At 63.6% G+C, this 24,099-nt stretch carries 28 protein-coding genes; 13 read left to right on the top strand and 15 right to left on the bottom strand.

The window, feature by feature from the left end:
* Positions 1–44 precede the first annotated feature (44 nt).
* Positions 45–986, bottom strand: a complete 942-nt coding sequence (argC, locus tag ACEWE8_RS06770; protein ID WP_046785460.1) for an N-acetyl-gamma-glutamyl-phosphate reductase — start codon at positions 984–986, stop codon at positions 45–47.
* Between the two features lie 125 nt (positions 987–1,111).
* Here argC and ACEWE8_RS06775 point away from each other — a divergent pair, with 125 nt between their 5' ends.
* Entirely contained in the window at positions 1,112–1,993 is an 882-nt protein-coding gene (locus tag ACEWE8_RS06775; RefSeq protein WP_046785459.1) for a LysR family transcriptional regulator, read from the top strand.
* Between the two features lie 107 nt (positions 1,994–2,100).
* Here ACEWE8_RS06775 and ACEWE8_RS06780 read toward each other — a convergent pair whose 3' ends face one another.
* A complete protein-coding gene (locus ACEWE8_RS06780; protein ID WP_046785458.1) occupies positions 2,101–2,751 on the bottom strand; it encodes a TIGR04211 family SH3 domain-containing protein in 651 nt (216 codons plus the stop codon).
* A 258-nt stretch (positions 2,752–3,009) separates the two neighbouring features.
* Positions 3,010–4,227 (bottom strand): hypothetical protein, encoded by a 1,218-nt coding sequence (locus ACEWE8_RS06785; RefSeq protein WP_046785457.1) that lies wholly within the window; start codon positions 4,225–4,227, stop codon positions 3,010–3,012.
* 243 nt (positions 4,228–4,470) lie between these two features.
* Here ACEWE8_RS06785 and ACEWE8_RS06790 point away from each other — a divergent pair, with 243 nt between their 5' ends.
* The gene (locus tag ACEWE8_RS06790; protein WP_046785456.1) at positions 4,471–4,950 is read left to right on the top strand and encodes a VOC family protein; all 480 of its coding nucleotides are present in this window, start codon (positions 4,471–4,473) and stop codon (positions 4,948–4,950) included.
* Between the two features lie 28 nt (positions 4,951–4,978).
* Here ACEWE8_RS06790 and ACEWE8_RS06795 read toward each other — a convergent pair whose 3' ends face one another.
* On the bottom strand, positions 4,979–5,950 hold the full coding sequence (locus ACEWE8_RS06795) for an AbrB family transcriptional regulator (protein ID WP_237858964.1): 972 nt from the start codon (positions 5,948–5,950) through the stop codon (positions 4,979–4,981).
* A gap of 216 nt (positions 5,951–6,166) precedes the next feature.
* Here ACEWE8_RS06795 and ACEWE8_RS06800 point away from each other — a divergent pair, with 216 nt between their 5' ends.
* Positions 6,167–7,069 carry a LysR family transcriptional regulator gene (locus ACEWE8_RS06800; RefSeq protein WP_046785454.1) on the top strand — a complete coding sequence of 301 codons (903 nt, stop codon included), beginning with the start codon at positions 6,167–6,169 and terminating at the stop codon, positions 7,067–7,069.
* Between the two features lie 57 nt (positions 7,070–7,126).
* Here ACEWE8_RS06800 and ACEWE8_RS06805 read toward each other — a convergent pair whose 3' ends face one another.
* Together ACEWE8_RS06805 and ACEWE8_RS06810 are read right to left on the bottom strand one after the other, a co-directional pair.
* Complete coding sequence (locus tag ACEWE8_RS06805; protein ID WP_395589237.1) at positions 7,127–8,332, bottom strand: NAD(P)/FAD-dependent oxidoreductase; 1,206 nt, start codon at positions 8,330–8,332, stop codon at positions 7,127–7,129.
* Between the two features lie 82 nt (positions 8,333–8,414).
* Positions 8,415–9,470, bottom strand: a complete 1,056-nt coding sequence (locus tag ACEWE8_RS06810; protein WP_046785452.1) for a GlxA family transcriptional regulator — start codon at positions 9,468–9,470, stop codon at positions 8,415–8,417.
* A 241-nt stretch (positions 9,471–9,711) separates the two neighbouring features.
* Between ACEWE8_RS06810 and ACEWE8_RS06815 the strand changes: the two genes are divergently transcribed.
* The 4 genes from ACEWE8_RS06815 (at position 9,712) to ACEWE8_RS06830 (ending at position 11,790) form a co-directional block, all read left to right on the top strand.
* Positions 9,712–10,599 carry an O-acetylserine/cysteine exporter gene (locus tag ACEWE8_RS06815; protein ID WP_012314236.1) on the top strand — a complete coding sequence of 296 codons (888 nt, stop codon included), beginning with the start codon at positions 9,712–9,714 and terminating at the stop codon, positions 10,597–10,599.
* Between the two features lie 96 nt (positions 10,600–10,695).
* Positions 10,696–11,016, top strand: coding sequence for a YbjQ family protein (locus ACEWE8_RS06820; RefSeq protein ID WP_012314237.1), 321 nt, complete (start codon positions 10,696–10,698; stop codon positions 11,014–11,016).
* Positions 11,017–11,158: 142 nt separating this feature from the next.
* Complete coding sequence (locus tag ACEWE8_RS06825) at positions 11,159–11,347, top strand: hypothetical protein (protein ID WP_012314238.1); 189 nt, start codon at positions 11,159–11,161, stop codon at positions 11,345–11,347.
* 143 nt (positions 11,348–11,490) lie between these two features.
* Positions 11,491–11,790, top strand: a complete 300-nt coding sequence (locus ACEWE8_RS06830) for a hypothetical protein (protein ID WP_046785451.1) — start codon at positions 11,491–11,493, stop codon at positions 11,788–11,790.
* 57 nt (positions 11,791–11,847) lie between these two features.
* Here ACEWE8_RS06830 and ACEWE8_RS06835 read toward each other — a convergent pair whose 3' ends face one another.
* Positions 11,848–12,180 carry a hypothetical protein gene (locus tag ACEWE8_RS06835; RefSeq protein WP_012314240.1) on the bottom strand — a complete coding sequence of 111 codons (333 nt, stop codon included), beginning with the start codon at positions 12,178–12,180 and terminating at the stop codon, positions 11,848–11,850.
* Positions 12,181–12,478: 298 nt separating this feature from the next.
* Positions 12,479–13,618, bottom strand: coding sequence for a class C beta-lactamase (gene ampC, locus ACEWE8_RS06840; protein WP_046785450.1), 1,140 nt, complete (start codon positions 13,616–13,618; stop codon positions 12,479–12,481).
* 117 nt (positions 13,619–13,735) lie between these two features.
* On the opposite strand from ampC, the gene ACEWE8_RS06845 reads away from it, so the two are divergent.
* The gene (locus ACEWE8_RS06845; protein ID WP_046785449.1) at positions 13,736–14,728 is read left to right on the top strand and encodes a bile acid:sodium symporter family protein; all 993 of its coding nucleotides are present in this window, start codon (positions 13,736–13,738) and stop codon (positions 14,726–14,728) included.
* Between the two features lie 15 nt (positions 14,729–14,743).
* On the opposite strand, the gene ACEWE8_RS06850 is transcribed toward ACEWE8_RS06845, so the two are convergent.
* Positions 14,744–15,337, bottom strand: coding sequence for a DUF4157 domain-containing protein (locus ACEWE8_RS06850; RefSeq protein ID WP_046785448.1), 594 nt, complete (start codon positions 15,335–15,337; stop codon positions 14,744–14,746).
* Positions 15,324–15,887, bottom strand: a complete 564-nt coding sequence (locus ACEWE8_RS06855; RefSeq protein ID WP_046785657.1) for a TetR/AcrR family transcriptional regulator — start codon at positions 15,885–15,887, stop codon at positions 15,324–15,326. The genes ACEWE8_RS06850 and ACEWE8_RS06855 overlap by 14 nt, the downstream gene beginning before the upstream one ends.
* An 89-nt stretch (positions 15,888–15,976) precedes the next feature.
* Here ACEWE8_RS06855 and ACEWE8_RS06860 point away from each other — a divergent pair, with 89 nt between their 5' ends.
* Together ACEWE8_RS06860 and ACEWE8_RS06865 are read left to right on the top strand one after the other, a co-directional pair.
* Complete coding sequence (locus ACEWE8_RS06860; protein ID WP_046785447.1) at positions 15,977–16,708, top strand: SDR family oxidoreductase; 732 nt, start codon at positions 15,977–15,979, stop codon at positions 16,706–16,708.
* Positions 16,709–16,734: 26 nt separating this feature from the next.
* Positions 16,735–17,328, top strand: a complete 594-nt coding sequence (locus tag ACEWE8_RS06865) for a 2-hydroxychromene-2-carboxylate isomerase (protein WP_046785446.1) — start codon at positions 16,735–16,737, stop codon at positions 17,326–17,328.
* A gap of 57 nt (positions 17,329–17,385) precedes the next feature.
* Here ACEWE8_RS06865 and ACEWE8_RS06870 read toward each other — a convergent pair whose 3' ends face one another.
* From ACEWE8_RS06870 to ACEWE8_RS06885, 4 genes are all read right to left on the bottom strand, one after another.
* Positions 17,386–17,931, bottom strand: coding sequence for a cupin domain-containing protein (locus tag ACEWE8_RS06870; protein ID WP_012314247.1), 546 nt, complete (start codon positions 17,929–17,931; stop codon positions 17,386–17,388).
* A 76-nt stretch (positions 17,932–18,007) separates the two neighbouring features.
* A complete protein-coding gene (locus ACEWE8_RS06875; RefSeq protein WP_046785445.1) occupies positions 18,008–19,210 on the bottom strand; it encodes an MFS transporter in 1,203 nt (400 codons plus the stop codon).
* 84 nt (positions 19,211–19,294) lie between these two features.
* Positions 19,295–19,828, bottom strand: a complete 534-nt coding sequence (locus ACEWE8_RS06880; RefSeq protein ID WP_046785444.1) for a cytochrome b — start codon at positions 19,826–19,828, stop codon at positions 19,295–19,297.
* Positions 19,825–20,871 (bottom strand): catalase family peroxidase, encoded by a 1,047-nt coding sequence (locus ACEWE8_RS06885; RefSeq protein WP_046785656.1) that lies wholly within the window; start codon positions 20,869–20,871, stop codon positions 19,825–19,827. Before ACEWE8_RS06885 ends, ACEWE8_RS06880 begins: the two co-directional genes overlap by 4 nt.
* Positions 20,872–21,000: 129 nt before the next feature.
* On the opposite strand from ACEWE8_RS06885, the gene ACEWE8_RS06890 reads away from it, so the two are divergent.
* On the top strand, positions 21,001–21,522 hold the full coding sequence (locus ACEWE8_RS06890) for a sigma-70 family RNA polymerase sigma factor (protein WP_046785443.1): 522 nt from the start codon (positions 21,001–21,003) through the stop codon (positions 21,520–21,522).
* Positions 21,519–22,271, top strand: coding sequence for an anti-sigma factor (locus ACEWE8_RS06895; RefSeq protein WP_046785442.1), 753 nt, complete (start codon positions 21,519–21,521; stop codon positions 22,269–22,271). The genes ACEWE8_RS06890 and ACEWE8_RS06895 overlap by 4 nt, the downstream gene beginning before the upstream one ends.
* A gap of 158 nt (positions 22,272–22,429) precedes the next feature.
* Here the strand turns inward: ACEWE8_RS06895 and xthA are convergent, their stop codons facing one another.
* Positions 22,430–23,242 carry an exodeoxyribonuclease III gene (gene xthA / locus ACEWE8_RS06900; RefSeq protein ID WP_046785441.1) on the bottom strand — a complete coding sequence of 271 codons (813 nt, stop codon included), beginning with the start codon at positions 23,240–23,242 and terminating at the stop codon, positions 22,430–22,432.
* Between the two features lie 163 nt (positions 23,243–23,405).
* Between xthA and ACEWE8_RS06905 the strand changes: the two genes are divergently transcribed.
* Entirely contained in the window at positions 23,406–24,056 is a 651-nt protein-coding gene (locus ACEWE8_RS06905) for a GNAT family N-acetyltransferase (protein WP_046785440.1), read from the top strand.
* The last annotated feature ends 43 nt before the right edge of the window (positions 24,057–24,099 follow it).

The following is a 24,099-nucleotide window of genomic DNA, read 5'->3' on the forward strand; positions in this document are numbered from 1 at the left end:
CGCACCGGTTGATGCGGGGCGCACAGTCTACCCCTTTTTACCTGTCAGCCGTGTGCCTGCGGTGCTGCGACCATCAGCTCGAGGTTTTGCACCGCCGCACCGGAGGCGCCCTTGCCCAGGTTGTCGAATACTGCCGTGAGCAGTACCTGGCCGTGTTCGGGGTTGGCGTACAGGGCCAGGCGCAGGTCGTTGCTGTCGTTCAATGCCTCAGGATCCAGCGGCGAGGCCGCCCCCTGCTGGTGCAGTGGGGACACCATCACGTGGCGTGCGCCCTGGTAGTGCCGTTCAAGGCATGCCTGCAATTGCTCGGCGCGGATCTGGCCTGGCAGCAGGCGCAATTGCAGCGGGATGCTCAGGACGATGCCCTGACGATAGGCCGCATAACCAGGCAGGAACATCGGCCGGGATGCCAGGCCGGCATGCAGCTGGATTTCCGCTACATGCTTGTGCGCCAGCTCCAGGCCGTACATCTGCAGGGTGGGCGCCCGCTGCGCCCCGGGCTGCTCATGGCGCTCGACCGCCGCACGGCCACCGCCGGAATAGCCGGAGATGGCATGGATGCTCAGCGGGTAGTCGGCGGGCAACAGGCCAGCCTGCACCAGCGGGCGCAGCAGGGCGATGGCGCCAGTGGGGTAGCAGCCGGGGTTGCTGACCCGCTTGGCCAAAGCAATGCGCTCGGCCTGCCGCGGGTCCAGTTCAGGCAGGCCGTAGACCCAGCCGGGGGTGGTGCGATGCGCGGAGCTCGCATCGATCACCCGCACCGCCGGGTTGCGGATGGCCGCCACGGCCTCGCGCGCGGCGGCGTCGGGCAGGCAGAGCAGGGCGATGTCAGCGCTGTTGATAGCGTCGCTGCGCCGTTGCGGGTCCTTGCGTTCGGCCTCGGGCAGGGTCAGCAGTTGCAAATCGGTGCGCCCTTGCAGGCGGGCATGGATCTGCAGGCCGGTGGTGCCTTGGTCGCCGTCGATGAAGACAATAGGGGTGCGCATGGTCGGGTCCGGTCAAAAGGAAGATGGCCTATGCTCGCCTGCCGTCGTGGTAAATAAAATTTGAATATCATGATGCAGAAGTTCATATTTTCTGAACGAAATGTACCCTGAACCGGCCCACCCCCATGCGTGAAATCAGCCTCGATCGCCTCCGCACCCTTGTGGTCATTACCGACCTGGGGTCATTCGCCGAGGCTGCGCGCCAGCTCAACCTGGCGCCGCCTACCATCAGCCTGCACGTGGCCGAGCTCGAGGCGAGGGTTGGTGCGCCGCTGTTGACCCGTAACCGCAACCAGGTGCGCCCCACCGCCATCGGTGAAACCCTGCTGGTACGTGCCCGCCGGCTGTTGGCCGATGCCGATCTTGCCTTGGATGAAGTGCGGCGCCAGGTCGAAGGCCTGACCGGTCGGGTGCGCCTGGGCGCCTCGACCGGCGCCATTGCCCACCTGTTGCCCCAGGCATTGGAGCACTTGCGGGTGGCACATCCAGGCATCGATGTGCAGGTGCAGGTGCTGACCTCCCAGGCTTCCCTGCTGCGGCTGCGCGAAGGCGCCCTGGATATCGGCCTGGTGGCTTTGCCGCAGGTCGCGGGCAAGGGCATCAAGGTCACGGCCTGGCGGCGCGACCCGATCCTGGCCTACGTGCCGGCCGACTGGCAGCCGCCGGCCAGGGTTACACCGGCCTGGCTGGGGCAGCGAGCGCTGATTCTCAATGACAGCAGCACCCAACTGTCGCGGGTGACCGCAGAGTGGTTCGCTGCCGCCGGGTTGTATCCTGAGCCGCGGATCGAGTTGAACTACAACGACGCGATCAAGAGCCTGGTGGGTGCCGGTTATGGCGCTACCTTGCTGCCCCAGGAAGGCGAGATGGCCGAACTGGACCGGCGCATTGCGCGCCGGCCGCTGCGCCCTGGCTTGTGGCGGCAACTGGGGATTGCCTGCCGGGAAGGCGAGACCGAGCGGGCGACGAGGTTCGTACTGCAGGCGCTGGAGCGGTTGCGGCAGTAAATGGCGCGGGCAAGCCCGCCGTTCAGGAACCTCGTTCTGGGGCTTATGGAGCCGGCTCGCCGGCGATCAGGCCGGTACTGGCAACCCGTTGCCTGGCCGGACAAGCCTCAGAACCAGCGGTCGTTCTTCTTGCGACCGCGGGTCAGTGCCGGCAGGATCAGCCCCGCCAACAGGCCCGCGCCGGCAATGCTGCCGCCGTAGACCATGTAACGCATCATTACCTGTTTGTTCTCATCACCCAAGCGTGCCTGAGCGTCGCGCAGGTTCGACTGGGTCTGATCAAGCTGTTCGTTCAATGCCTGGTTGCGTGCTTGCAGTTCGTCGACCAGCTTTTTGCGCGAGTCGAGGGTTTCCTGCATGCCCTGCACGCGGTTCTTCCAGCTGTCGTCGATGGTTTTGAGCTGCCCGGACAACTGCGCTACCTGTGCGTCAAGTTCAGGCAATCGCTCACCCTGGCCCGGGACCGATTGCAGGTCGCTGGAGAGGATCCACACCAGGTCACCGTTCTGCCCGCGCACCTGGCTGTAGTTGCCCTGACTGCCGATGAGGGTCAGCTTCTGTCCGGATTTGAGTGTGCCGACGATGCGGTGGCCGTCGGTAGGGCCGCTGCGTACATAGGTGCTCAGGCTGTCGCTGACCCAGCGCGCATCGCTGGCCGGCTCTTGGGCATGCACGGGGCCGGCGAGAGCCACCAGAGCGGCGATCAGGGTGCCGCGCAGGGCAGGGAGGGCGAGGGAGGCTGGGCGGGATTCAGGCATGTTGGGTCTTCGCTGCATCAGGAAAAATAGGCCCGGTGACGCTGGAACGTTGGCTGGGCCGGCGAACCGGTCGGTGGATTGACCGTCAGCGAAAGACCGCATTTTTGCAAGCAGGTTCACTGCTGGGGGTAGGAATTGTCTGCAGGATGTTGCAAAGGGCGGGCTAGAGCGCCTCGGCGAACAGACTGCTTCGCGTGTCGGAAGCGGCCTGTTCGCGGGATCGTCAAGGGCCTGGAAAAAACGCTGAAGTGACTGCCGTTATGCGCCACGACAGGGAAGCTGCTCGATGTACTCGGCAATCCTGCGCCGCAGGCCGTGATCCGCCTGTCGCAGGAGTACATCGAACAGCACACGGCTGTAGTGGTTGAGCACTGCGTTGCTGGCGTAGCTGCACGGGCTGAACTGCCACTGCTCCCTCACGGCCCGTTCAGCCGCCGCCAGCATGTTGGCGGGAATGGTGCTGCTGGCATGAAGCGGCGTGACATGGCTGCGCGCCCTGTAGGCAAGCGCGCCGTGCACCGCGCCGTCGACAAGCGACCAGGCAGACGCTACTGGCAGCATACCGAGCAGTTGCGCGACAACCCGCTCGGCCTTTGCGCTAGCTTCGAACGGCAGGCCATGCGCAGCGCAGCGTGAAGCAATGCAGGCAAACACCTCTTCAATCGCCAAGGCTGTGATTGCCTCGCTGAGCTCTTCGCGCCACTCGGGCCGGGGGCCTGCGCCCAGCAGCTCAAGCAGCGCGCGATGCAGCGGCGTCAGGCGGGCACGTTGGTGCCCGTGCAGGCTTACATTGACCACCCAGTACACTTTGTCACGCCATGCCTTGGGCGTTGGGTCATTGCTGAAACATACCGGCGGCGAATCAGGGTCGACCAGCAGGATCAGGTCTTCTTGCAAAGCCTGCAGCAGGTTTGCATCCATGGCCTTGGACGGGCTGAGACATTCATCGCCAGTGGGATGCTCTGCCGGGAGCAGGCGGTCAAGCTGTTTGTCCATTCGCACCTCGAGCAGGGCCAACAGTTGCAGCTTGCGGGTTATCGAAAGGCTGCGCAGAGGTATCGGCCGGCGTCTGGCCAGTGACCAGTGCTCCCTTATGCGTTGGCGCTGTTGTGCTTGCAGCTCCAGCCTGGCCTGCTGACGCGCCGCCAGGCACGGTTGGCACGCGCAATCGCGGCGCCACTGGGTACGCCCGGGGAAGTAATGGCGATGCTCGCAGGTTTTGCAGAAGGCCATGTTTTCGTGGCAGCTCGAAGCTGTGCGGCTTTTACGCCGTTCATACAGGCTGGTTTTGCAGTAGGGGCAACGCAGGGCGGCGCAGGGCAGGGGCGGGAACGCCTTGATCAGGCTGCTGGGTGCCACGTCAATGGCGTAGCGCTTGAGCAGGTGTGCAATCTTTTCACCGCTGATGTATTCGCTGTACAGCGCCTCGACCTGTTCAGCGGTAAGGTGCTGCAGCTTTGCTTGGAAGTCCGACAAACCTGAATCTCCCTGAAAAAAGTCGGTTATAGGCCGCTTTGGAGATGATCGTGCTTGCCGGATGGATAAGTGAAGCGTGCAAAGACTCGATAATTCTCCGCTGCGTGTAGGGATTTTCTGATTTGGCCAGACATCGGCAATCACTGCGCTTGACGCACTCCGATCAAGCGTGCGCCCCGCCCATCGCCGTGCCGTGCCCAGGGGCTAGACTGAAAGGTCCCGGCCTATCCCTGGAGCCTTGCCATGACTGCCAAGAACACGATTTGCCTGTGGTTCGATCACGACGCGCAAGACGCTGCGAACTTCTACGCCAGCACTTTCCCCGACAGCAAGGTGATCGCGGTGCATCAGGCACCGAGTGATTACCCCTCAGGCAAGGCGGGTGATGTGATTACGGTCGAATTCACCGTCATGGGCATCCCTTGCGTGGGGCTCAATGGCGGCAAGGCGTTCAGCCACTGCGAGGCATTTTCGTTTCAGGTCAGCACTGAGGACCAGGCCGAGACCGACCGACTGTGGCATGCCATCGTCAGCAATGGTGGACAAGAAAGCGTCTGCGGCTGGTGCAAGGACAAGTGGGGAATATCCTGGCAGATCTGCCCAAGGATCCTGATCGAAGCCATCGGCAACCCGGACCGGGCGGCGGCAAAGCGGGCGTTCGAGGCGATGCTGGACATGGGCAAGATCGATGTGGCCGCAATCGAGGCGGCGTTGCGCGGCTGACCGTCAGCGCAGGGCGCGCTCAGGCAGGTCATGCCTGTGTCATTCGAATGATCTGCCGAGCACAGAAGGCCCCGGTAAGAATCACGCCAAACAAGCGCAAGGTCTGCATCGCCAGCACCAGCCCGACGTCGGCATGCGTCTCGACCGCGATGATCGCCATGGCATCCAGCCCCCCGGGGCTGGTGGCCAGGTACATCGACAGAAAGTCGGTATCCATGGCCATTGCCAGTACCCAGGCACAGGCGGCACACAGGATGATCAAGGCCATGGCGCCTGCAATCATCGTCGGCAAGCGCTTCCACACATAGCGCACGGTCTGCCGGTCAAAGCGCAGGCCTATGTAGCAACCGATGGCGCCATAGGCGAAGGCCAGCAGCGGTGCGGGCAGTGTGATCGTCAGCACGCCGCCCAGTTGCAGCGCACCGCCGAGCAACAGCGGCATCAGCAGGGCGCCGGCCGGCATGCGGCTACCCACCAGCATACCGAACAGCACCACGCCAACGCTGAGTGCCGTGTCGAACAGGTTCGGGCTTTGCATCACCGCCGGTGAACTGGCCACGGCGCCGTTGCCCGGCGTAGCGCCCAGCAGGTGGCTGACCAGTGCACCGATCATCACCACGCACACCACCCGCACATACTGCATGGTCGCCACCACCCGGGCGTCGGCGCCGTTTTCTTCGGCCATCGATACCATGGCCGAGGCCGCACCGGGCGCGGTTCCCCACGCAGCCGTGCTGCCAGGTATGCCACCGAAACGCACGGTACCGAGCCCGACCAGGGCGCTCAGGGCAACGGTGATGAAGGTGGCCACCAGCATCATGTGCCAGGAGTGCGCCATGCAGACCAGCACAGCCCAGGTCACCGAGTGTGCGACCAGCAGGCCAACACAGCCTTGGCCGAAGCGGAACACCTGGCGGTGCATGCTCAAGCGTGCTCCGGATACGCCAAACGCAATGGCTACCAGCATGGGGCCGAGGAACAAGCCGGCCGGTACGGCCATGGCATGCAGCAGCTGGCCGCAGGCACCGGCGCAGGTCAGCAGGGCTAGCCACAGGATGGGGGTTCTGGAAGAGCCTGGGAGGGCAGTCTGCAACGGGGATACTCCTTGCGTAGCGACAACGCGGGCTGGCAACGCCAGCGCAGAAAATTATCGACTGCGTAATCGATCAAGTCTATTTTCTACTTTTGATGAATCCATAACTGAAATTCATGAATCATGGACCTGCGCGATCTCGCCTACTTCGAAACCATCGCCGAACTCGGCCATCTGGGCCGAGCCGCAGAAAAGCTCAACCGCAGCCAGCCGGCACTGACCAAGAGCATTCAACGGCTTGAAGAGTCGCTGGGCACCCGGTTGTTTCAGCGCGACGGCCGCCGCATCAAACTCACCGATGTCGGCAAGCTGTTGCTGGCACGGGGCAGGCAACTGCAACTGAACATCGCCGAAACCGAGCGTGAGGTGCGCGATTTTGCCAATGGGCTGGTGGGTAACATTCGCCTGGGCTGCGCGGCGAGCATGGCCGACCACTTGCTGCCCCACCTGACCGCCGCCTTGCTCGAGCGGGCGCCTGAGGTAACCCTGAAGCTGTCTATCGCGCAGGACGATGTACTCAAGGAGTCGCTGCGGGCGGGGCGCCTGGATGTGATCATTTCGCCGCAGCTTGCCGATGACCCGCAGTTCACCACGCATGCCATCCTTGAAGATGAGGCGATTGTGGTGGCCAGCGCCGAGCATCCGGTGTTCTGCGGGCCCATCGAGCTGAAGGACCTCTGCCAGTACCGCTGGGTGCTGGCAGGGCCGACCGTTACAGCGCGGCGCTGGATCGACAATGTATTCATCAGCCACCAGTTGCCGGCGCCGCAAGTGCAGGTGGAAACCAACGCGATTTCACTGTTGCCACGGCTGATCGCCCGAACGCGACTGCTCAGCTTTGTCGCACGGGAAACGCTGGAACACGGGTTGGGGATGACGTGGTTGCGCGAGGTGCCTCTGCAGCAAACCACCATGCGCCGGACCGTGGCGGTGTCCGTGCGCACCGACGGCTACCTGTCGCCGGCAGCCGGGGCGCTGGTAGCGCTGCTGAAGGAAAAGGGCCCAAGCTTCTTCGAGCGGGATTGAACTGCTTGCGCGGCGCAGGTGTTGCCGCGCTGCCAAGCGTGGGCCATGGATGCTGGGTCAGGCCACTGGTATGGTCGGGTCCGCCGCCGCCAATGCTGCCTGACGGTCCGTGGCCGCTGGCGGATAAATCCAGATCGAGTTGATCTGCGACTTCAGCACCTTCGCTTCGGCCTTGTCCGTGGGCGGCGAGACCGTGCGCTCCCAGCCCTCGGTGTATACCGCGCCCCAGGCACCCAGGTCTAGGCAGGTCACATACTTGGGCTGGCTGTAGGGCATGGGCGCCACGCCAATGAGTTCGGCCACAGCGTTGTTGCCCGCGTAACGCCCGAGCGGGATGGCATGCTGGCAGGACATCACCGCGTAGTTGCCCGCCTCATCGCAGGCCGCGTAGGCCACGTCACCGGCGGCATACACCGCATCATTGCCCTTGACCTTGAGGCTGCCATCCACGTGCAGGCGGCCTTGGCGGTCGCGTTCGCCGCTGATCTGCTCGGTCAACGGGTTGGCCTTGAAGCCCACGGTCCAGATCACTGTACCGGCCTCGATGCGCTGGCCGTTGTCCAGCAGTACGCCTTCGGGGTCGACCGAGGCCACGCTGGCCGCGCAGATCCATTCGATACCCAGTGACTCGCAGGCCTGCTCGATAGAGGGGCGAATGCCGTCGCCCAAAGCTGCACCGATTTTCACGCCGCGGTCGACCACCACCACGCGCAGCCGTGCCTGCTCGCCAAGGATATTGCGCAAGCGCGATGGCAGCTCGGTCGCGGTCTCGATGCCGGTGAAGCCGCCGCCCGCCACTACCACGGTATTGCGTGCAGGGGTGTCGGGCAGGTTGGCCAAGGACTTGAGGTGGGCCTCAAGGCGTGCGGCACTGTCGATCTTGTCGACATCGAAGACATGTTCGATACCGACCATGTCCGGGCGGTTGAGAACGCTGCCGCAGGCCATGATCAGCCGGTCGTAGGGCAGGCTGCATTCGGTGCCGCTCTGGGTGCGGTAGCTCACACGCTTGCCGGCTTCGTCGATGTGGAACGCCGTGCCCTGCACGAAACGCACACTCACCGCCTCGAACAACGCCTGCAACGGCGCAGCCATGGTGTGCACGTCGGGCTCGTAGAACCGTGGGCGCACATGCAATTCGGGCTGAGGCGCGAGCAGCGTCACCTCGATATCCGCACGGCCATGCAGGTCCAGTTGGCGGACAGCGCTCAGGGCGCTCCACAGCCCGGCGAAACCTGCGCCAATGATCAGGATGTTTTTCATCGTTGTGCTCCTGGAAGGTCCGGATAGAACAAGGTAGCCCTTGTTTGCGATCAACGATGCTACGGGCGACGAAGCGCGGGCCCTAGGCCAAAGAACCCTGAATTTCGGCCAGCGGCACGCTGCGGGCGAAGCGCGCACGGTAGTCGCGCGGGGTGACGGCCAGGTGGCGCTGGAAGGCAAGGCGCATGCGTTCTTCGCTACCGAAGCCGCACAGGCGGGCGACCTGCTCGATGTGGCTGTCGGTGTTTTCCAGCTGGCGCCGGGCCGCCTCCAGGCGGAACACCTCGATCGCCTTGGCCGGTGTGCGGCCGGTCTTCAGTTTGTACACCCGGGTGAAATTGCGCAGGCTCATGTGCGCCTGTTCGGCCAGGCGCTCCACGCTCAAGCGTGGGTCGCCCAGGTTCTCATTGAGCCACAGGTGCAGGGCTTCGAACTCCGCGCAGTCCTGGCCTTGCAGCTTGAGCAGTTCGCTGAACTGCGCCTGGCCGCCCGGGCGCTTGAGAAACACCACCAGTTCGCGCGCCACCTGCATCGCGACGTCGCGGCCGCAGTCCAGCTCGACCAGCGCCAGTGCCAGGTCGATCCCTGCACTCACACCCGCCGAGGTCCACACGGTACCTTGCTGAACGAAGATCGATTCGTGGTCGACCTGCACGGCCGGGAAGTCGCGCCGCAACACCTCGCACATGGCCCAGTGGGTGGCAGCACGACGGCCGTCGAGCAGGCCGGCACTGGCCAGCAGGAACGTGCCGCTGCAGACCGATGCGGTGCGCCTGGCGTGCTGGCTGGCGCGGCGCAGCCAGGCCACCAGCGGACCGTGCTCGGGAAGGCTGCGGATGATGTCCGGCGCGCCGGGTACGATCAACGTGTCGACGGCCTGGGCGATGGCATCATCCAGGCGCTCGGTGGCCACCACCAGGCCTTCGGCGGTCGGTTGCAGGCCACCGTCGAGGCTGGCGGTATGCAGGCGGTAGCCGGGCAGGCCGCGCTCGGCCATGGCCTTGGTGGCTGCCCAGAACACGGTCTGCGCGCCGCTGAGGTCGAGCAGGCCCATGGCGGGGTAGGCAACGAAGACCACCACCCGAGGCTGGTCGACGGGTAACAGGGGAGGGTCGAGTTGCCCTGCGATATCGGTCATGGTGTGGCCTGATTGAAACGAAAAGTGGCGCTTGACTATTGGGTCACCGGGCGCCCCAAGGTATGAGTTGGTCGCGCTGTGCAACGTTACAGGGAGGTTGAGTCAGGGTGAACGCCCGAGCCCGTTCCAGAATATCTGTACTGTTGCGCAAGGCCGAAGCCTAACTGTGCCGGTCCAGCATGTGCAAATGGCTTTATGCTGTAACGAAATATGTCTAGAACGCCTGAAGAAGGAAGCTGCAATGCCGCTCAAGGACCTGCTGATTGCCCTGGTGGTGATCGTCGCCTGGGGAGTCAATTTCGTGGTCATCAAGGTGGGCCTCGATGGCCTGCCGCCGATGCTGTTGGGGGCGTTGCGCTTCTTGCTGGTTGCGTTCCCGGCGATCTTGCTGGTCAAGCGGCCGAAACTGCCGTGGCGCTGGCTGATCGCCTATGGCGCCACGATTTCCCTGGGGCAGTTCGCCTTCCTGTTCCAGGCCATGTATAGCGGCATGCCGCCAGGCCTGGCGTCACTGGTGTTGCAATCCCAGGCTTTCTTCACCCTCGGGTTCGCTGCGCTGTTTCTGGGTGAGCGCTTGCGCCTGGCGAGCCTGCTGGGTTTGCTGGTTGCAGCCAGCGGGCTGGCGCTGATCGGCAGCGAGGACAGTGGCCACGTGCCGATGGTGGCGCTACTGCTGACCTTGTGCGCAGGCGCAATGTGGGGCATGGGCAATATCATCACACGGCGGTTTGGCTCGGTCGACCTGGTGGCGCTGGTGATCTGGGGCGGGCTGATCCCGCCGCTGCCGTTTTTGGCCCTGTCGTGGTGGCTGGAAGGGCCCGAGCGTATCGGCCATGCGCTGGCCAATATCAGCTGGAGCTCGGTGCTGGCGCTGATCTACCTGGCGTTCGTAGCCACCATGCTCGGCTACAGCTTGTGGAGCACGCTGCTGTCGCGGCACCCGGCGGGTAAGGTCGCGCCGTTTTCGTTGCTGGTGCCGGTGATTGGCTTGAGCTCTTCCGCCTGGTTGCTGGGTGAGCGGCTGACGGCAGTGCAGGGGTGGGGGGCGCTGTTGGTGATGCTCGGGCTGCTGGTCAATGTGTTCGGACCCAAGCTTGGCCAGCGGTTACGGGCTGCGAGCGCTCAATAATGGTTGTGTAGAGCCGTTCGGCCCTCTCCCGGGTAAACCCGAAGGGCCGATGCTTTGTTAGACTCGGGCTCTTTTGTCACGCCACCGGAGCCTGCGATGATCATATCCACCACCAGCCAGCTCGAAGGCCGGCCGATTGCTGAATACCTTGGCGTAGTCAGCTCCGAATCGGTGCAAGGCATCAACTTCGTGCGCGATTTCTTTGCACGCTTTCGCGACTTCTTCGGCGGCCGCTCACAGACGCTGGAGGGCGCACTACGCCTCGCCCGCGAGCAGGCAACCGAGGAACTGAAAGCACGGGCACGGCAGTTGCAAGCCGATGCAGTGGTGGGTGTGGATTTCGAAATCAGCATGCCCTCAGTGCAAGGCGGCATGGTTGTAGTGTTCGCCACGGGCACCGCTGTGCGCCTGAAATAAAGGCATTGTGCCACTTGTCGGCTCCGGGTGGTTTGCCCGAGCAGTCCGTAAATGACCGGCTAGTCTCACTTTCACAGGCTGCGTTTTTCCAGGCAAAACCCTTCACTTGCCGGCGCGGTCGCCACTGAAATGGAGACAGGGCATGAGTGAGTCCTTTTTCGAAGACATGAATGATGCGTTCCCTATCAACAGCCAGGTGCGCTGCGGTCAGGCAGCGTTTCGCCTGGGCTTTGCCCACATGACGCTGGATGATTCGGAGCAGTTGCAACCGGCACATCTGCAACGCAGCAAAAAGGGCCGCTTCACGCCGAGGGTTGCGCCGAGAAAGTGACCCCGTTCACATAACCCCGCACCCTTCGCGGGTTTTTTTTGTTCCTTGTTTGATCTTGCTCATGGTAACGCTGGGTTGTGCTCGCCGAATCGATGCAGCTGTGGTCTTCTGCCTGGGGATCTCAGGAAAGGAGCACTGTTTGCATGCGGGTCAGGGAAGAGGCTTACTGGCAGTGGGCCGATGCGCAATTGCACTGCCGCAGCCACGATGAAGTACTGAGCGATGGCACCACCATCGATGTACAGGTGCGCCTGTCACGGCTGGGCGCCACGCAACTGTTCCTTGGGCTGTACGGCCAGGACGGCAAAGCGTTGCTGGAAGAGTATTACCCGGCACGCCCGGGTGAGACCATGACACGTGCTTTGGTATGGGGCGTCGAGCGGGCCAGGGCGCTGGCGATTGGCGCATTGGCATTGCCGCAGCGACAGCGTCGCCAGGCATGAAAAAGCCCGGCCTATGCGGGCCGGGCTCAGGAAGTGGTGTGGCAGCTCAATGAAGGGTCAGTTGAGCGGCTCGATCACCTTGACTGCCTGCCGCTCACGGGCGGCGGGCCATTCTTGTTGCAGGGTCTGCAGCACGCGGCCAACGAACTCGGTGTCGGCGGCGGCCTTCTTGCCGACGTAGCCCTGGCCACGGCGGTAGACCTTGAAGCGGGCACGCATGCTGGGCAGGTGCTCTTCGAATTCATCTTCGATGGTGTTCGGCGGCAGGCGGTCGAGGCGCACTTCGCCGGTTTGGCTGACCCACAGCAGGTGGTCGTCGAGGCTGTCCTTGCGCATGGCAAACAGCTGGGCCAGTTGGTCAATTGTGGGATTGTTGTTCAAGTTCATCATAAAGCCCCCATTACCCGTTTTTGTTGGTGATTTTCACAGTTGGCGCTACAGCATGTAGCGCACTACCAAGGCTGCTACAGCAGCATCGCAACAGGGGCTTTCTCACGCTGCCTTTTGGACAGTTCCCTCTCCACGGACGGCCTGCGTTACCGCGCAGGCCATCTGGAACACCCTTGCCACCGCTCCCGATCAGGGAGACGGCTTCATCATGCCCAAGCGCGATGAATGGCGTCAACCGTTTTGTAGTGAATATTTTTTTCCACTACATCTTGTCGGACAATCCTGCTCGGGGTGCCTTTCAGCGGTCAATGCTGGAGAGGATCCGGTAGGCCGCACGCACGCGTTCTTCGTTGGGATAATTGCGGTTTGCCAGAATAACGATGGCCTTGCCTTCGGCCGGAATGAACGCGGCATAGGCGCCAAAGCCGCCCGTGGCGCCGGTCTTGTTGTACCAGGCCTGGGGCAGGGCGGGGCGTGTCGGGTTCAGACGCTGGGTGGCCTGAGGCTCCCGAACCATCCGTGAACCGTTGCCATCGACCAGCGTATCGAGCGCTGCGGGGTAGGGGTAGCGTTCCCATCCCAGGCCTTGGGTCATTGCACCGACCTGGAAATAGCCCGCCTGGGTAATGGCGGCCGCATTTCTCAACGCAGGCGACAGCTCGGCTGGCTGCATGTGCAGGCGCACGTAGCGCAGCAGGTCGCTGGCGCTGGTCTTGATTGCGTAGGCCTCATCGGCATACGGGCCCGGGCTGACGTGCACCGGCCGGTTTTGTGCGTCATACCCTTGGGCATAGAGGCCCTGCGCGCTGGCAGGTACCTGCAGGTAGGTGTGTTTCAGGCCCATTTGTGGCAACAGGCTTTTGGTCATCAGTTCTGCGAATGGCTGCTGCTGCGCGCGTGCTGCCAAGTCGCCGAACAGCCCCAGGCTTGGGTTCGAATAGCAGCGCTGGGTACCATGCTCAGCACGGGGCTTCCAGGTTCGGAAGAAGTCCAGGGCTTGCTCGTCCGTCTGGACAGTGTCAGGGAACTGCAGGGGCAGGCAGTCGGCACTGTACGCCCCCAGTTCGAGCACACTGGCTTTACCCAGCGACGTGCCGGCAAGGGCTGGCTGGTAGCGTTGGGCCGGTGCGTCGAGATCAAGCTTGCCTTCGGCGCTGGCCAGCGCGGCAAGGGTAGCGGTGTAGGTTTTGCTCAATGAACCGATCTCGAACAGCGTATCGGCGGTGACGGGTTTGTTGTCGGCCTTGCTGGCCACGCCGTAGCTGAAGTAGTGCGCCTGGCCGTTTACGTACAGGCCTACGGCCATGCCGGCGATGTCCTGGTCACGCATCAGTGGGCGGATGATCTCGTCGACCTGGGCCTGCAGGGGGGCGGCTGCGTTTGCCGTGGCGGCGATCAACGCCAGCGCGGTAGCTGCAGTGAGGCGAGCGAAGTGCATGCAACGATCCTTTTCAGACTGTGTCCGTTGAGCGACACCGGTGGGGGTTCCAGCGTTAGCGGGAAAAAGCTCAAGACCTTATCGTCTGTCATTGCACAACGACAAGACGGAACTGTTATGAAGTATTTGCGCATGTTGTTCGACAACTTCACCCTGGCCTTGCTCGGGGTAGTGCTGATCGCCACCGTGTTGCCCTGCTCTGGTGATGGCGCGGTGTATTTCGGCTGGTTGACCAACCTGGCCATCGGTCTGCTGTTCTTCCTGCACGGTGCCAAGCTGTCGCGCGAGGCGATTATCGCCGGTGCCGGGCACTGGCGCCTGCACTTGCTGGTGTTCTCCTGCACCTTCGTGCTGTTCCCGTTGCTCGGCCTTGCCTTCAAGCCACTGTTCGTGCCGCTGGTGGGCAACGAGTTGTATCTGGGCGTGCTCTACCTGTGCGCCTTGCCCGCCACTGTGCAGTCGGCCATCGCCTTCACATCGTTGGCCCGCGGCAACGTGCCAGCTGCCATTTGCAGTGCAGCGGCGTCCAGCCTGATCGGGATCTTCCTGACGCCGCTGCTGGTGATGCTGCTGTTGGGGGCTGGGGGCGATACCGGGTCGGGCCTGGATGCAGTGCTGAAAATCACCCTGCAGCTGTTGGTGCCCTTCATCGCCGGGCAGATTGCGCGGCGCTGGATTGGCGCATGGGTCAAACGCAATGCGCGCTGGCTCAAAGTGGTGGATCAGGGCTCGATCCTGCTGGTGGTCTACACCGCGTTCAGCGAGGCGGTAGTGACGGGCTTGTGGCACACGGTATCGCCGCAGCACCTGGCGGGCTTGTTCGCCGTATGCGGGATTCTGCTGGCGGTAGTGCTGTACGGTACGCGCTTACTGGGCAAGGTGTTGGGCTTCAGCCTGGAAGACCGCATCACCATCCTGTTTGCCGGCTCCAAGAAGAGCCTGGCCACGGGTGTGCCAATGGCGCAAGTGTTGTTCGTGGGCAGTGGCATCGGCGCCATGATCTTGCCGCTCATGCTGTTCCATCAAATCCAGTTGATGGTGTGTGCGGTGCTGGCGCAGCGGTATGCCAGCAGGGTGGAAGAGGGTGAGGGGGCTACTGCTTCCTCCTGATGAGGCCGGTGAAGGCTAACGAGCCTGCCCCGAACTGCGCTGGCGCAAGGCCTTGCCGACCTCGGCCTCGATCTTGTAGGCCGGCTCTTCGAGCGCCTCGTAATTGCGCGTATAGCGACGGGCGAATTCCTCTACCCCCAGTTCCTGATACTGCTGCACATGCTTGAGCTCATGCGCCCACAGTGCCACGTTGTCCTCTGCATCACTGGCATGGCGGAAGATGATCGTGTCGATCAGCGTCACCGCATTCACATCCGGGTTCTGCAGCAGGGCATTGGCGGCGCTGATCTGCTGCTCGTCCCCAACCCGATAGCGCGCTGTATCGAGCACGGCAAAGTCATACCAGCCCTCAAGCTGGGCTCGGATGTGCAAGGGGATCGGTTCACTGCCGTTGGCGGTCGCTTCATCGCGGGCCTGGCGCAAGGCGAAGGCCAGGCTGCTGGAGGCCATGACCTCGACGTCCTTGAGCACCTGGCCGGCCTGGCCAAGGTCGATCGGCGCGCAAAAGCAGCCCATCAGGCAGACCTGATACTGCCCTGGTGGGCAGGCCTGCTCGGCCGAGGCCGTAGTGCTCAGCAACATTGCACACAGCAGGCTAGCAGCTCTCATTCAGAGCCCTTTCGACGCAACTTCGATTGGCTTGCAGAAGCTGGGTCTGGACCGACTCGCTGGCCAGCATGCGCCCGACCACCAGCGCCCCGACACACTGGCTGATCAGCACCCAGGCCAGGGCTTCATCCTCCAGCGTCTGGCTCCACGCACTGTGCAGGCTCACCAGCCAGTGCTCGGCTTCTTCACGCACCGGCCGTTCGGCGCGGGCAATCTCCACGCCCAGTGGCGGCAGCGGGCAACCGCCTTCGGGATTGTGCAGGTGCGCCAGGCTCAGGTACTGCTGCAGGCAGCGCACCAGGCGTTCGCGGCTGGCGCCCTGATTGGCCAGGCGTGCCAGCGGGCTGTTGCACAGCTCTTGGCGGACCACTTCGGTAAACAGGTCGTCCTTGGACGGGAAGTGGTTGTAGAAGGCGCCGCCGGTCAGGCCGATGGCTTTCATCAGCCCGGCCACGCCGGTGCTGGCAAAACCGCCGCGCTTGGCCAGCGCACCGCTGCTGGCTAGCAGCTTGTCACGGGTTTGTTGCTTGTGTTCAGTTGAGTAGCGCACCTGAAAAACCTCGCGGGCGGGCTTGACGTTGCCGGTGATCGTAACATAGCGTTCGTTTACTAAACGATCGTTCATCAATTGAGGCGCGTATGACAGAACAACAAAAAGTGGTGCTGGTGATCGGTGCGGGAGATGCCACTGGCGGCGAAATCGCCAAGCGCTTTGCCCGTGAGGGGTACATCGCCTGCGTCACACGGCGTCAGGTCGACAAACTGCAACCCTTGGTGGAAGAGATCCGTGCTGCCGGCGGACAGGCACACGGTTTTGCCTCCGATGCACGCAAGGAAGATGAAGTCGCCGAGCTTGTCGAAACCATCGAGCGGGATATCGGGCCGATCGAAGCCTTCGTTTTCAATATTGGCGCCAATGTCCCCTGTAGCATCCTTGAGGAAACCCCGCGCAAGTACTTCAAGATCTGGGAAATGGCCTGCTTCGCAGGCTTTCTCACCGCCCAGGCGGTGGCACGGCGCATGGTCGTGCGTGAGCGCGGCACAATCCTGTTTACCGGTGCCACCGCGGGCACCCGTGGCGCAGCCGGGTTTGCGGCCTTCGCCGGAGCCAAGCATGGCCTGCGGGCCTTGGCGCAAAGCATGGCGCGTGAGTTGGGGCCGCGCAATATCCACGTTGCCCATGTGGTGGTGGATGGCGCCATCGACACCGCATTCATCCGTGACAGTTTCCCCGAACGCTACGCCCTCAAGGATCAGGACGGCATTCTGGATCCCGCGCACATCGCCGACAGCTACTGGTTCCTGCACGCACAACCACGCGACGCCTGGACCTTCGAACTCGACCTGCGCCCGTGGATGGAGCGCTGGTAAGCCCTACCCTTAAAGGAGTGCGTTGCATGAGCAAGACCGTGGAGTTCTTCTTCGACCTGGGTAGCCCCGCCAGCTATCTGGCCTGGACCCAGCTACCGGCGCTGTGCGCCCGCCATGGCGCAGCGTTGCGTTACCGGCCGATGTTGCTTGGCGGCGTGTTTCAGGCCACAGGCAACGCGTCGCCAGTGATGATCCCCGCCAAGGGGCGCTACATGTTCACCGACCTGGCGCGGTTTGCCGCGCGCTATGGCGTGCCGTTCGGGCTGCCGCCTGGCTTTCCCATCAACACCTTGGCCTTGATGCGTGGCCTGGTGGGCACGCAGTTGCGCGCGCCGGAACGCTTCGACGCTTTGCTCGCGGCGCTGTTCAACGGGTTATGGGTACAACGGCGCAACCTTGGTGATGTCACCGTATTGGAGCAGGTGCTCGCTGAAGCCGGTTTTACCGCCGCTGAATTTCAGGTGCTGACTGGCGACGAAGAGGTGAAGGCGGCATTGAAACAGGCGACAGAAGAGGCTGTGGAGCGCGGGGTGTTTGGTGCGCCGACCTGTTTTGTCGATGGCCAGATGTACTTTGGCCAGGATCGTCTGGACTTCGTGGCCGATGCACTGAAGCTTTGAGCGCTGCGGGCTGTTCGCGGTGCTGGCCGCGATCAGCCCGGCCCATTGGGCCTTGAATCAGAAGTTGGCCGGCGTGTTGGCGCTGATGATCTCCGCCTCGTCCTGACCAATGTTCTTGAAGCTGTGCGGCAGGGTGGTGGGGATGTAGTAACCATCGCCGGAGTTCAGAACGCTGACCTGGCCATCGACCCACAGTTCCACGGTGCCCCGTGTGACCAGTCCGCATTCTTCGCCTTCGGCATGCACGATCGGCTCACCCGAATCGGCACCCGGTGCATACAGTTCACGCAGCATGCGCATCTGCCGTGCCTCGACGCTGGCACCGACCAGCAGCATGCGCAGGCCATTGCGGCCCAGGTCGGGCTGCTCGCTGGCGCGGAACACGAAGCGCTCTTCCCGTACCGGCTCGTCGAAGCTGAAGAACTCTGCCAAGGTCATCGGGATGCCTTCGAGCAGTTTTTTCAGGGAGCTTACCGATGGGCTGACGCGGTTCTGTTCGATTTGCGAAATGGTCGAGTTGGTGAGCCCGCTGCGGCGGGCCAGTTCGCGTTGGGAAAGGTTGTTGCGTTCACGCACCAGTTTGAGTCGTGTCCCCGTGTCCATAGCCGCCTTGTAATCAGAGGTGTTAAAAATAATGGGCGCATTAAAACACACTCTGCACGCTCGCGCGCTGTGCTTGTCAGGCGCGTGAGCGCGGCATAGGCCACAGCCCGACCAGCAGCAACAGCACAGCCACCACCAGGAATGGCAGGCGTGGGTCGAGGGCGTAGACCAGTGTCCCGGCCAGCGGGCCGATCACCGCGCCCATACCTTGAGCTGCGCCGATGGAGCCGGCGGTGGCGCCCTGTTCTGAAGCGTGCATGGCATTGGCGGCGAGTGCCGAGAACGCCGGGAAGACAAAGCCCATGCCGGCGGCAGCGACAAAATAGCACCCCCACAGCCACGGCGCGCTGGTAGCCAGCGAACCGGCGGCAAAGCCCAGTGCCGAAACGCTGGCGCCAACGCGGATCATCTTCAGCGGTGGCCATTCCAGCTGGCGCAGGATGACTTGTGACAGGATCAGTGCCACCCCGACGGTGGTCAGGGCGATGCCGGCAGCCTGGGCGGCCTCTGCCGGCCCCAGCTGCAGGCGGTCAAGGGCGAAGAAGCCGACGATGATCTGCGACACCGTCACGCTGAGCATCGCGCTGAATGCCACCAGCAGCGGCCGGCGCAGGCGCGGGTCGCTCAAGTGCACCGGGCTGGGCGCATGGCGATGGGCCAGGGGTTGTGGCTTGAGTTTGAACAGCAGGACCAGAAACGCGCTGGCAGGCAGCAGCGACATCACATGGAAGGGCAGGCTCAAGCTGTGCCGTGCCAGCAATGCCGCCAGCGCCGGCCCGAGTACCAGGCCCACGGCATTCGCTGCACCCAGCGATGCCATGGCACGGGCGCGCTGTTGTGGCCCGACATGATCGGCGATCAGCGCATTGCAGCCCACCGGGATGGCCGCGTAGAAGGCACCGATGCAGCCGCGCGCGAGCATCAGGCCGACGAACGCCAAGGTAGCCCCGGGCAGCCAGCGCAATGCGCCTTCGACGAACAGGCACAGCAGCCAATACGCCACCGTGAAGCCGGCACTGCCCAGCAACAGGATGCGTCGGCGGCCCAGGCGGTCGGCTGCGCGGCCCCAGGGGCGGGCCAGCAGCACCCAGACCACACCTGACACAGTCACCGCAGCGCCAGCTTGCCAGGTGGCCATGCCGAGCAGTCGGGCGATGGGCCCGATCAAGGCGACGAATGCCATCATCGCCATGGTGCAGGCCATGTTGGCCAGCAGCAACGGGCGCGTGTCCAGTGTACTGGCGGTGGTCAAGGGGGCAGGGTCCTTTGCGACATTCATTGGGCAGTCCAGGGCAGTTGAACAGACGGCGTGCAGATCGATGAGACATTCAGCGTTGCGGGCCAGCCCATGCACCGCATGCCGTCAGTCACTGCGGCGCAGCGGCCCTGGCCACATGCTACGCAATACCCCGTCCCGGCGCACCAGTGCATGCATCAGCGCCGCGCCCAGGTGCACCAGTACCGTAGCGAACAACAGGTAGCCGGCCCAGCCATGCGCCTGGCGCAACATTGCGTACAGTTGCAGGTCGTGCGGGGCGATCGCGGGCAGTTGCAGCGGGCGCGGATACCCGCCTGCCGACAGCATGGCCCAGCCCAATAGCGGCATTGCCAGCATCAACGCGTAGAGCAACAGGTGCGATGCGCCTGCGGCGAGCCGCTGCAGCGCGGGCAGGTCTTGTGGCAGAGGGGGGTGAGGAAGGCTCAGGCGCAGGCCGATACGCACGATCACCAGAAGCAGCAGCGCCAGGCCCGTGGCCTTGTGCAACTCTACCAGCACCGGGTGGCGCAGCGACAGGTCGCCAACCATGCTCACGCCAATGAACAGCATGGCGATGATCAGTATCGCCATCAGCCAATGCACCAAGCGGGCAAGGGGGTGGAAGGCTTCGGGTTTCATGGGCGGGCTCCTGCGCCGAGGGATTCGCGGCTGCGGCGGTTGAAGGACTCCGAGTAGGCCGCCGAACGGGCAGCGAGAATCGGGTCATTGGAAGGCTGGATGCCGCTGGGCAGGATCAACGGGTCGAAATTCAGGTCACGGCAAGCGCCTTGCTCCGGTGCATCCACCTGTTCGATGACCAGGGTGCCGGCATCTACGCTGCGCCGTTCGGCGGGCCAGGGCTGGGCCGGGTCGTCCTGTGCATCGCCGGGGTTGGCCAGTACAAGCCGCAAGGTCCAGCGCAACGGCCCCTGGGTCAGGCGTTGCTGCAGGTCATGCTGCAGGAACTGCTTGTCGTCGACCTTGCCGGGAAGGGCAGCGAAAGGCGTTTGTGGCTCGAGTTGCCAACGCACCGGGTGCGCAGTGCCACTGGCGTCGATCAGGCGGAAGGCATTGATGCTGTGGTACTGGGTGTTGGCGAAACTGTCGCTGGGTTTGTAGTTTGCGGCCCATTGGCGGAAGGCAGCGCTTTCCGGGTGGGCGGCAAAGAAGGCCTGCTGCTTTGCCGGGTCCGGCTTGCCGGTGGCAGGGTCTGGCGCGTTGGCCAGCACCTGGTCGTAAAACCCTTGTGGTGTGCTGATCGCCAGCACAGGGGGGTTGTTCATCCCGGTGCGCCAGACTTGGCCGTCGTCGGTGCTCAGCTCAATTGCCAGGCTGCGCACCGGTATGCCCGTATCGGGGGCGAACGGGTTGGCGCCACCGATGGCGAAGCGGCCGATTACCGGTACCCGATCCTGGGTGAACGCGCGTGCTGTCGACAGCGTGGCGGCCTGGCCGCTGGGCTGGAAGTAGCCGCTGACGCACAGGCCTTTCGCGTGGTTCTTGCGATAACCCGGGTAGTGGCCGGCCTGGGCTTCGAAGGTGTCGATAATGCGTTGCGGAGTCAGCTGCGGCCCGCCGATCCAGCCTGCGGCGTAGGCAAAGCCCGCGCCCAAAGCCAGCATCACGGCGCCAATGCCGGCCAGGCGCAGGGCCTTGTCCGGGCCGTGCAAGGGTGAGTTCATGGTGTTCATCCGGTTCAGTGAAGATGCCGGTACGACGGGGCAGGGAAATATTTATTCCATCGATGGGAATAAATTTTGTGGCGGCGCGTCTGCCCCCTACACTGACAACCCCCGAGCCGGTACCTTGCCATGCACGACCTGGACGAACAGCAGTGGCGCGAGTTGCTGCAGCGCCTGCGCCGCTTTGCCTTGTGGCTGAGCCGCGAACCGGGCAGCGCCGACGACCTGGTGCAGGGCACTGTAGAACGTGCCCTCAGCCGCAGCAGCCAGCAACGTGATGCCGATGCGCTGCGTGCCTGGTTGTTCACCATTCTTTACCGGCTGTTTCTCGACGGTAAACGCCGTGAGCGCCTGCATAACCGCTGGCTATCGTGGTTCGGCCGCGCGGAGCAGGAAAGCGAAGCGCTCGGCGGTAACATCGAGAGCATCGTTCTGGCCCAGGCCGACCTGCAGGCCTTTGCCCGGCTATCGACCGAACAGCGTGCCTTGTTGCTGTTGGTGAGTGTCGAAGGGCTGAGCTACAAGGAGGCGGCCCAGGCACTGGGCATCCCCATCGGCACAGTGATGTCGCGCCTGTCACGTGCCCGTGCCGCCTTGCGTGAACTGACTGAGGGCAACCCCCAGCCCCCGGCCTTGCGGAGACTGAAATGACGCGCCTGATACCCAGCGAAGACGAACTGCATGCCTATGTTGACGATCGACTCGAGCCGACGCGGCGTGCCGAGGTGCAGGCCTGGCTGACGGCCAACCCTGAGCAAGCTGCACGTATCGAGGCCTGGCGCAACGATGCTCGACGCTTGCGCACGGCCTTGGCCGGGTTTGGCGATCAACCTAGGGCGGCGCAGTTGGATCGGGGCCAGTTGCAGCGGCGTGTGCGTCAACGGCGCCAACGCCGCCTGGCTTCGGCTGCGGTTTTGCTGCTGGCACTGGGCATAGGCGGGGTGGGTGGTTGGCAGGCCCGGCAGGTCACGCTGGCAGGGAACGAGTTGCCCATGGCTGACGCCGTTCAGGCGCACCGCTTGTTCGCCGGCAGCGAGGCGCTGGATATCCAGGCCAGTGACCCGACGCAGTTGCGCGACTGGCTGGGCAGGCATTTCAGCAGGGTGGGGCAGCTGCCTGACCTCACCGGCTACGGGTTCCAGCCTGTGGGCGCACGGTTGTTGAGCAATGAGCAAGGGCCAGCGGCGTTGCTGGTGTTCCAGGACCGCCAAGGGCAGCGCATCAGCCTGTTCCTGCGCTCACCTGGGGAGCGTTTCGAGCGCATGCCGCAAGGGCAGCGTGTCGATGGCCAGCTGGAGGCGAGGTACTGGTCGCATGGGGCCTATAACTTTGCCTTGGTCAGTGCGGCGGATGATGTGCGCGGGGCGGGTGTGGGGGAGGCCTTGCGGTTGGGCCTTTAGTGTCGGTTAGCCCCCCGTCGCGACGCGTCCGCTGTGGGGGCCGGCTTGCCGGCGATCACCGGCAAAGCCGGTGCCATGCACCGCAGTGCCTGCATCGCTGCGAGCCGGTTCACACGACAAGCGTTGGGCTGCCTCACTCGCGAAGGCGCCGGAGCCTGTCAGCTCAATTCAAGCCAGATCGGCGCGTGGTCCGAGGGTTTTTCCATCGCGCGCAGCTCATAGTCCACACCCGCGGCCTTGATCCGCGGCACCAGGTGCTGCGAAGCCATGATCAGGTCGATGCGCAGGCCACGCTTGGGTTCGTCCTCGAAGCCGCGGCTGCGGTAGTCGAACCAACTGAAGCGGTCCGTTACTTCTGGATGCAGGTGGCGGAAGCTGTCCACCAGCCCCCAGCCCTTGAGGCGCTTCATCCACTCGCGTTCCTCGGGGAGGAAGCTGCATTTGCCTGTCCTCAGCCAGCGTTTGGCGTTGTCCGGACCGATACCGATATCGCAGTCCTGGGGTGAGATGTTCATGTCGCCCATTACCAGCACCGGTTGGTCCTGCTTGAACTGCCCCTCCAGCAACGCCTGCAGGTCGCTGTAGAAACGCTGCTTGGCCGGAAACTTGGTGGGGTGGTCGCGGCTTTCGCCCTGCGGGAAGTAACCATTCATGATGGTGATCGGCGTGCCATTGGCATCAGCGAACGTGCCCCAGATGAAACGGCGCTGGGCGTCTTCCTCGTCTGTGGCAAAGCCTTTGAACAGGCTCAGCGGGGGCTGGCGCGAGAGCAGGGCGACGCCGTAGTGGCCTTTCTGGCCATGGTAGTGCACGTGGTAGCCCAGGGCCTGAACGTCGGCCAAGGGGAACTGATCGTCGCTGACCTTGGTTTCCTGCAGGCCGATCACGTCCGGCTGGTGCTTTTCGATCAGCGCCGCCAGCTGGTGCGGGCGGGCCCGCAGGCCATTGATGTTGAAACAGACGATCTTCATGGAAAGACAATCCCGGTAAAAGGCCGGATGCTAGCCGACATCGTCCCTGATCACCAGCGTGGCGGCTTCGCGAAGGCGCTGCTAACGTGCACTCAAGGGGGGAACGATGCGCCGTGGGGCTCCTCCAAGGCACTGTATGCCCATTCCAGGAGGACTGCCCGCAATGCCCGAAGCCACTGCCGCCCAGGCTCGCATCTGCACACTCGATGATGGCTACAGCCGTGAGGCACGCTCACTGCTGTACAACGCCTACCTTAAAGAGCCCACCTTTGCCTACATCTTCGAGGCCCAGCGCCCTGGCTATGAACGACGCTTGCGCGTGATGGTGCGCGAGTGGGTACGACAGCATTTCTACCTGCAGTTGCCGGCCATTGGCCTGTTGCTGGATGACCGTTTGATAGCGTTGGCGCTGATCGTACCGCCGCAGCGCCGGTTGGGCGTGGCCGACAGCTGGGCCTGGCGCCTGCGCATGCTGCTGGGCACCGGGCAACGCTGCACCCGACGCTACATGGATTATCAGGCGGCGCTGGTCGGTTGCCTGCCGACAGAACAGGTCCACATGTTGCCGCTCCTGGGTGTGCACCCAGCGTTTCGCGGTCAGCACTATGGCGAACAATTGTTACAGGCCGTGCACGACTGGTGCGCAGAAGACCCCAACACACAAGGCGTGGTGCTGGATTCGGGCAACGAGCATTACCTCCCGTTCTATGAGCGCCAGGGGTATGAGGAGATTGGCGAGGTGGCTGTAGGGCCAATCCGAGAAAGAGTGTTTTTTCATCCCTGTCCGGTATCTTCAATTTCCCCGACAGCATGAAAGCCCGCCAAGCGGCTCCCTTGAGCGCCTGGCTCTGGTAGCA

The organism is Pseudomonas sp. TR47, from assembly GCF_044143025.1.
Taxonomy (GTDB): Bacteria; Pseudomonadota; Gammaproteobacteria; order Pseudomonadales; family Pseudomonadaceae; genus Aquipseudomonas; species Aquipseudomonas putida_E.